6 protein-coding genes are annotated in these 6,381 nt (G+C 56.4%); 5 read left to right on the forward strand and 1 reads right to left on the reverse strand.

The features are described from left to right. A partial coding sequence (locus BLQ98_RS17780; RefSeq protein WP_141135388.1) for a replication initiation protein occupies window positions 1–677 on the forward strand: 677 nt, incomplete at its 5' end. A 2-nt stretch (window positions 678–679) separates the two neighbouring features. Continuing rightward, window positions 680–1,171, forward strand: a complete 492-nt coding sequence (locus tag BLQ98_RS17785) for a hypothetical protein (RefSeq protein WP_093734522.1) — start codon at window positions 680–682, stop codon at window positions 1,169–1,171. Here BLQ98_RS17785 and BLQ98_RS17790 read toward each other — a convergent pair. Beyond that, window positions 1,168–1,851, reverse strand: coding sequence for a recombinase family protein (locus tag BLQ98_RS17790; RefSeq protein WP_093734523.1), 684 nt, complete (start codon window positions 1,849–1,851; stop codon window positions 1,168–1,170). The two genes, BLQ98_RS17785 and BLQ98_RS17790, sit on opposite strands and share 4 nt — an antisense overlap. Window positions 1,852–2,010: 159 nt before the next feature. Between BLQ98_RS17790 and BLQ98_RS17795 the strand changes: the two genes are divergently transcribed. The 3 genes from BLQ98_RS17795 to BLQ98_RS17805 are packed head-to-tail and all read left to right on the forward strand — an operon-like array spanning window position 2,011 to window position 6,048. Beyond that, a complete protein-coding gene (locus BLQ98_RS17795; RefSeq protein WP_167354582.1) occupies window positions 2,011–2,625 on the forward strand; it encodes an AAA family ATPase in 615 nt (204 codons plus the stop codon). After that, complete coding sequence (locus BLQ98_RS17800) at window positions 2,618–2,881, forward strand: CopG family transcriptional regulator (RefSeq protein WP_167354583.1); 264 nt, start codon at window positions 2,618–2,620, stop codon at window positions 2,879–2,881. The genes BLQ98_RS17795 and BLQ98_RS17800 overlap by 8 nt, the downstream gene beginning before the upstream one ends. Window positions 2,882–2,901: 20 nt before the next feature. Then, window positions 2,902–6,048, forward strand: coding sequence for a type ISP restriction/modification enzyme (locus BLQ98_RS17805; RefSeq protein ID WP_093734524.1), 3,147 nt, complete (start codon window positions 2,902–2,904; stop codon window positions 6,046–6,048). The last annotated feature ends 333 nt before the right edge of the window (window positions 6,049–6,381 follow it).

The raw sequence follows: 6,381 nt of genomic DNA on the forward strand, positions 1-6,381 counted from the left end.
GGCCTGACCTAGCGTCCGAAGGCAGGCGTTTTGAAATTGCCGTTGCCGACCTAAGAGAAACGCATGAAAGCAACGACCGGCTTGTACAGTCGATTGAAGCCCTCATGACAACCGTGGTGACGATCCAGCGCCCGGACGGATCAACCGACCGCGTGCAGCTCTTGGGCTGGAACAACCTGTCAGACCCCAAGCGCCCGCGCGGCAACCTCAAATACTCGATCCCGCCTGAGCTGGCGTTGTTGCTCAAGGACTCGACCGTCTTCGCAAAGCTGGAAATGGAAGTGTTGCGTGCCTTCACCTCGAAATATGCGCTGGCCCTCTATGAAGCCGTCGCCCGCCGGGTGAGGCTCAAGCACATCTTCACTGAAAGGTTCAGCATGGACGATTTTCGGGAACTCTTGGGCGTCGAAGCGGATAAGCTGACGACCTATGGCAATCTTAACCAATACGCGATCAAACCTGCGCTCATGGAAGTGAACGCCCTATCCGACTTCACCGTGACCGTGATGCCTGAGAAAACCGGGCGGCGCGTCACCGGCGTTCTGATCGGCTGGGGGGCGAAGGACATTGAAGGTCGGAAAGCCGCCTATGCCGAGCTGCAACGACCCCGCGTAGGCCGCAAGGCGCGCATCACCGGGACCGTCGAAGAAATGTTGCCGCCTGAGGTGATCGAGTAGCTATGGAAGCATTGGCTTGGGTAGTCGGTATTGGTGGCGCGCTTTACCTGCTCTTTCGGTTCCCGCGCCCCAGCCTGATTTTCATTGGTGTTGTGGTGGCCATTGGCGCAGCCGTGGGCGGCTTCTTCTATGCCCAGGACCAACTGGCCAAACGCAAAGCTGCGAAGGTGACAGCGAAAGTATTCTATGACCTCGAAAAGTGTAGCGCAGAATATCCGTTGTGGATCGGGATACTAAACGAGTCTGACGATACCGTTGAGAAGTTTTCATTCACCATTGAAGGCCACCTCGAAGGGTATAGCGACCCGCTCTATGACAGCGGCTACTCTGGTTATTCGTCTGATCGGATCATTCCCAGCGGCGAAGGCGTGACGGCGTGCTGGACCCTGCCCAAACAAGCCTATGGGGCATCTGAACAAAGGGTTTCCCTCAATCCCCCGGAAACCTTGGTTTGGACCGTGAAGAACATAAGACTGACTTTTCGTGACCGTTAGGCCGCGCGTGCCTCAGCGCCGTTTTCCACCGTTAGAATATTCCGAACCGTAGTCGCGTGCCATTTGCCGCCTCGCGCGGTTTTGATGCCCCGCGCGTTCAATTCCGCTGCGATCTGGCGAAGGGATGCGCCCCCTGCCCTGATCTGCTCAACCATCGGCAAGACGTTCTCAGCGTGGGCCAGCGCCCGTGCTTTGTTCACCGCTGCGCCCTTGCGTGCCGCCTGACGCTGCTCAGAAGCCCGTTCAGGGATAGACCAGCCCAGCTTGACGCCCCGCGCCTTTGCCGCCGCTAACGCCGCCTTGGTGCGCTCTGAGATTGCGCGGCCCTCTTGTTCCGCGACCGCGGCCATGATGTGCAGCACGAAACGGTTTGCCTCTGGCATATCTGCCGCCGTGACCTCGACCCCGCTTTCCAGAAGGTTCGCAATGAAGGCGACATTGCGGGCGAGACGATCCAGCTTGGCAATGAGCAACACGGCCCCTGCCCGCTTCGCCTCTGCCAGCGCCCGCGCCAGCTCCGGGCGATCTGACCGCTTGCCGCTTTCAACCTCGACAAACTCAGCCACCACCTCGCCCCGGCCCAGGACATGCGCCGCAACCGCCGCGCGTTGCGCTTCCAGCCCCAAACCGCTCTGGCCCTGACGTTCGGTGGATACTCGAAGGTAGGTGACGAATTTCATAGCGCGGGCCTCTCGATTCTAGGGGAAACCGTAGGGTGTATAAAAACCCTACGTCCGTTGTGTCTTTATACATATGTGTGCATTTACGTAAATACGAAAGTATGCGTGTATGAAATTATGCGTTTGCGGCTCTGCGCATTTGCGATAGCGTCCCGAACTATGGAAACGATACTGATAGCCGCTCAAAAAGGCGGGGCCGGGAAAACGACGCTGGCCCGCAACCTTTCCGTTGCCGCCGCTCTGGATGGCCGGAAGGTGCTTTGCCTCGATCTGGACCCGCAAGGCTCACTCAGGGCGTGGTGGGAAGGCCGGGACGCTGACACGCCCGCCATGCTGGACCGTGACCCTGCACCACATGCGCTGAAAGCAACACTGAACGCTGCCCAAGCGCAATTCGACCTCTGCATAATCGACACGCCACCAGCGGCCCCAGAATGGCTATCTGAGGCACTTCGCGCGGCTGACCTGGTGTTGATCCCGGTTCGCCCATCCCCTGACGATCTGCGGGCCGTAGGCGCGACCATAGCCGCCGTGAACGCTGCGAAGGTGCCTTTCGCATTCGCTCTATCTCAGACGCCGCGTGCAAGGATCACTGAGGAAGCGGCGCGCGTCCTGGCGCAACATGGCAGGGTTGCCCCGGTGAATATCGCGCAGCGTGTCGCCTATGCTGAAACTGGTGCGACCGGCCAAGGAGTATCTGAGACAACCGACGATAAGGCGGGGGCAGAGATTGCCGCCGTGTGGGACTACGTGAAAGGGATTCTAAATGGCTAAGAAGCCCGTGGCCCTCGATGGCCTATTGAACACCGAAAGCCGCCCGACTGATACCGGCATACCGCAACGTGGGGCAGGGCAGGGAGCGGCCCAGGACAAGAAACCGGCAAAGCGCCCAGGTGAGAAGCGGCTGACGCTTGCTCTCGATGGCGAGACCTACAAGCGCCTGAGGCTTCATGCCGTTGAAACAGACCAGACGCACCAGGCCATTTTGGAAGTCGCACTTGCGGAATACCTTAAACGCACAAATGCGTAGTTACGTAAATTGGCAGGCACATGAATATTCAGGATTTTCTTAAAGACATTGAAGCGATCTACCAAACAGGGGCGGCGACCGAACATTCCTACCGCGCAGACCTGCAAAAGCTCCTTTCATCCATCGCCCCAGACGTTACCGCACTGAACGAACCCAAGAGGGTGAAATGTGGTGCGCCTGATTTCATCGTGTCGCAGGGCGATATCGTGATCGGCCACGTTGAGGCGAAGGACATTCCCGTTGGAATCCGCGCCCTGAAAGACAGCAACAAGGATCAGCAAAAGCGGTATCTGGCCGCCCTGCCCAACCTGATCTACACGAACTGCCTCGATTGGGATTTCTACCGCGACGGCGAGCTTGTGGCATCGGTCAGCATTGCCGATTTCCTCATGGGCGTTCAGCCCCGCCCGCAGGACTTCGCCACCCTCGAAAACCTGCTACGAGAATTCGTCACGCAACGCCCCCAGACAATCACAAGCCCCCGCGATCTGGCTGAGCGCATGGCGGGCAAAGCGAACCTGATCAAAGACGTTTTGGGCAAAACCTTGCGCGATGATGCAGAGCTACAGAGCGAGCTTTCCGCCCAATATCATGCCTTCAAAGAAAACCTGATCCACGACATTAACCCCGCCGATTTTGCCGACATTTACGCGGAAACCATCGCCTACGGGATGTTTGCCGCCCGCCTGCATGACACGACACTGGACACGTTCAGCCGCCAAGAGGCGCTAGAGCTTCTGCCGAAGTCCAATCCCTTCCTGCGAAGCCTGTTCACCTACGTTGCAGGCTACGACCTCGACGACCGCATCGCGTGGATTATCGACGACCTCGCCCGCGTGTTCCGCGCCTGTGACGTTGCCAAGCTCATGGAAGGGTTCGGCAAGATGACAGGCCAAAGAGACCCGTTCCTTCACTTCTACGAAACGTTCCTTGCCGCCTATAACCCCGCCAAGCGCAAGGCCCGTGGTGTCTGGTACACGCCCGAACCTGTGGTGAATTTCATTGTCCGCGCGGTAGATGAAGTGTTGCAGACCGAGTTTGGCCTAGCGGACGGTCTTGCCGACACGTCCAAGGTGGTTATCGACTGGGAAACAGGCGAATTTAACAAGAAGGGCAAGCCCGTCACCATCAAGAAAGAGGTTCACCGCGTTCAAATCCTCGACCCCGCAACAGGGACAGGCACCTTCCTTGCGGAAGTCATCAAGCAGATTGCCCCGCGTGTGCAGGGTATCGCGCCCGCCATGTGGTCGAAGTACATCGAGGACGACCTTATCCCGCGCTTGCACGGGTTCGAGCTGCTCATGGCGTCCTATGCCATGTGCCACATGAAGCTCGACATGATACTGACCGAGCTTGGCTATAAGCCCGCGAAGGCTCCGCCGCGCCTATCGGTTTACCTGACCAACAGCCTTGAGGAAGGCGAACCAGCCAACCAGACCTTGCCCTTCACGCAATGGCTCAGCCGCGAGGCCAAGGGCGCAAACACCATCAAGCGCGACATGCCCATCATGTGCGTTGTCGGGAACCCACCCTACAGCATTATGTCTGGAAACCTGACAGCAGAGCAGGTTTCACTAGTAGATGCGTATCGCTCGGTTGATGGTGTGCCCATAAAAGAGAAGGGCATGCTTCAATTCGAGAAGAACATAAACAACGACTACATAAAATTCCTTTCCCTGTCTGAACGTTTAATATCATCTAACGGATTTGGTGTTTTGGGTTTCATCACAAGTCATGGATACCTCAAAAGTAGCTCATTTCGAGGCTTGCGAGCGCATCTTCTCGAAACCTTCCATGACGTGAGAGTCATCGACCTTCATGGCAACAGCGAGATACGCGAGGTTTCCCCGACAGGTGGGATAGATCAAAATGTTTTTGATATTAAACAAGGTGTTGCCATCATAATTGCCGTTCGTAGGCCAGGCGAAAAAAAGAAAAAAGACAAGGGCAAAGCATACTTTTCAGAGCTATGGGGAACACGGAAAAGTAAGTATAAGGCCCTTGAGGAAGCTAGTGCCACAGACATTGAGTGGACAGACTGCAAGGCAGTTGCCCCAAACTATACCTTTCATCCGTCGGGTCCAGCTTTCGACGAATACAGGCAACAATATCCCAGCCTTGCGGAGTGGTTCCCGCTCTATTCTTCGGGGGTTATTACTGCCCGCGATGGGTTCAGCATATCGGAAGACCCCGTTCAACTAGTAAAGCGGGCTAAAGAGTTTTCTGGGAACCCTGACCTAAGCAACAGTGAACTATGCAGAAAGCTCAATATTAAGGAAAAGAAGGGATGGGACATTTCTAAAGCAAGAAGGAACTTGGCGGCAGAAAGCGACCTAAATTCTCTCATCGAGGATATCAGCTATAGACCATTTGATGAGCGTAAAATCATCTACCATGATAGCGTGGTATGGACTACAGCCCGCTCAACGATGCGCCATATGCTGACAGACAACAATATCGCCCTAGTGTCAGCACGAAGCGAAAAGTCGGGAACTTGCAGTCATTTCTTTGTCAGTGACAAACTTGTGGAAACGAAGTGCGGTGAACGAACCACACAGAGCGCAGTATTCCCTTTGTTCCTCTACCCTGATGAGCAGGACTTAGACAAAACCCGCCGCGTGAATTTTGACGACAAGTTATGGCGCAAGCTCAAGAAGTTGGCCAAGCACCCTGAGCATGGCCTACCCGATGAAATGAAGGCGTTCGATTACATCTATGGTGTTTTACACTGTCCCGCCTACCGTGCCACTTACGCGGATTTTCTGAAAATAGACTTCCCTCGCATCCCGTGGCCGACCACGCCAGACGAGTTTTGGACCGTGGCGGAGGCGGGCGGGCAGCTTCGCAAGCTGCACCTGATGGAACCTGCGGCCATCGGTGACGCGCCTTACCCTTTCACGGGCGAGGGTGACAACGTAGTGGACAAGGCCCGCTTTGAGGGCGGCAAGGTCTGGGTCAACAAAACCCAGCACTTTGACAACGCCCCCGAAGCGTCATGGGATTTCTACATCGGTGGCTATCAGCCCGCGCAGAAGTGGTTGAAGGACCGCAAGGGCCGCGCGCTGAGCTTCGAGGACGTGAAGCACTATCAGCGTATCCTCAAAATCCTGTCCGAGACTGACAGGGTCATGCAGACGATCACGATGGCTTTCACGGCGACGGAGTAGCCCGCAAACGGTCTTTTTGGGTAAAGTGACACGCTAAGCCTGCGGTCGGTGATCCGTTCTTTCCAAGACGGGTTGGGGGTGCGATTTTGTTGCGCCAAGCCTTTCCTTGATAACGGAGAACGGATTTTAACTCCCCCTCTCGGAAACCGGCTCAGGTTGGCGGCCAAGCCGTTGCCTCGCCCTTGAAAAGCGTCGCCGTTCTTTCTTGCATTCAGGATAGCGCCCAGACCGAACCGACCCCATTTATCGGGGCGGTTTGGGCGCGGGGGCAGGGCGGACAAAACCTGCAAACAAGCGGCATATCCTGCCAACGTCGCACCCAACGTCGCACCC

It is taken from the genome of Sulfitobacter litoralis, from assembly GCF_900103185.1.
Classification (GTDB): domain Bacteria; phylum Pseudomonadota; class Alphaproteobacteria; order Rhodobacterales; family Rhodobacteraceae; genus Sulfitobacter; species Sulfitobacter litoralis.

Coding starts and splice junctions, on each gene's coding strand:
- BLQ98_RS17785 (WP_093734522.1), top strand. CDS start 680: ATGGAAGCATTGGCTTGGGTAGTCGGTATTGGTGGCGCGCTTTACCTG.
- BLQ98_RS17790 (WP_093734523.1), bottom strand. CDS start 1,851: ATGAAATTCGTCACCTACCTTCGAGTATCCACCGAACGTCAGGGCCAG.
- BLQ98_RS17795 (WP_167354582.1), top strand. CDS start 2,011: ATGGAAACGATACTGATAGCCGCTCAAAAAGGCGGGGCCGGGAAAACG.
- BLQ98_RS17800 (WP_167354583.1), top strand. CDS start 2,618: ATGGCTAAGAAGCCCGTGGCCCTCGATGGCCTATTGAACACCGAAAGC.
- BLQ98_RS17805 (WP_093734524.1), top strand. CDS start 2,902: ATGAATATTCAGGATTTTCTTAAAGACATTGAAGCGATCTACCAAACA.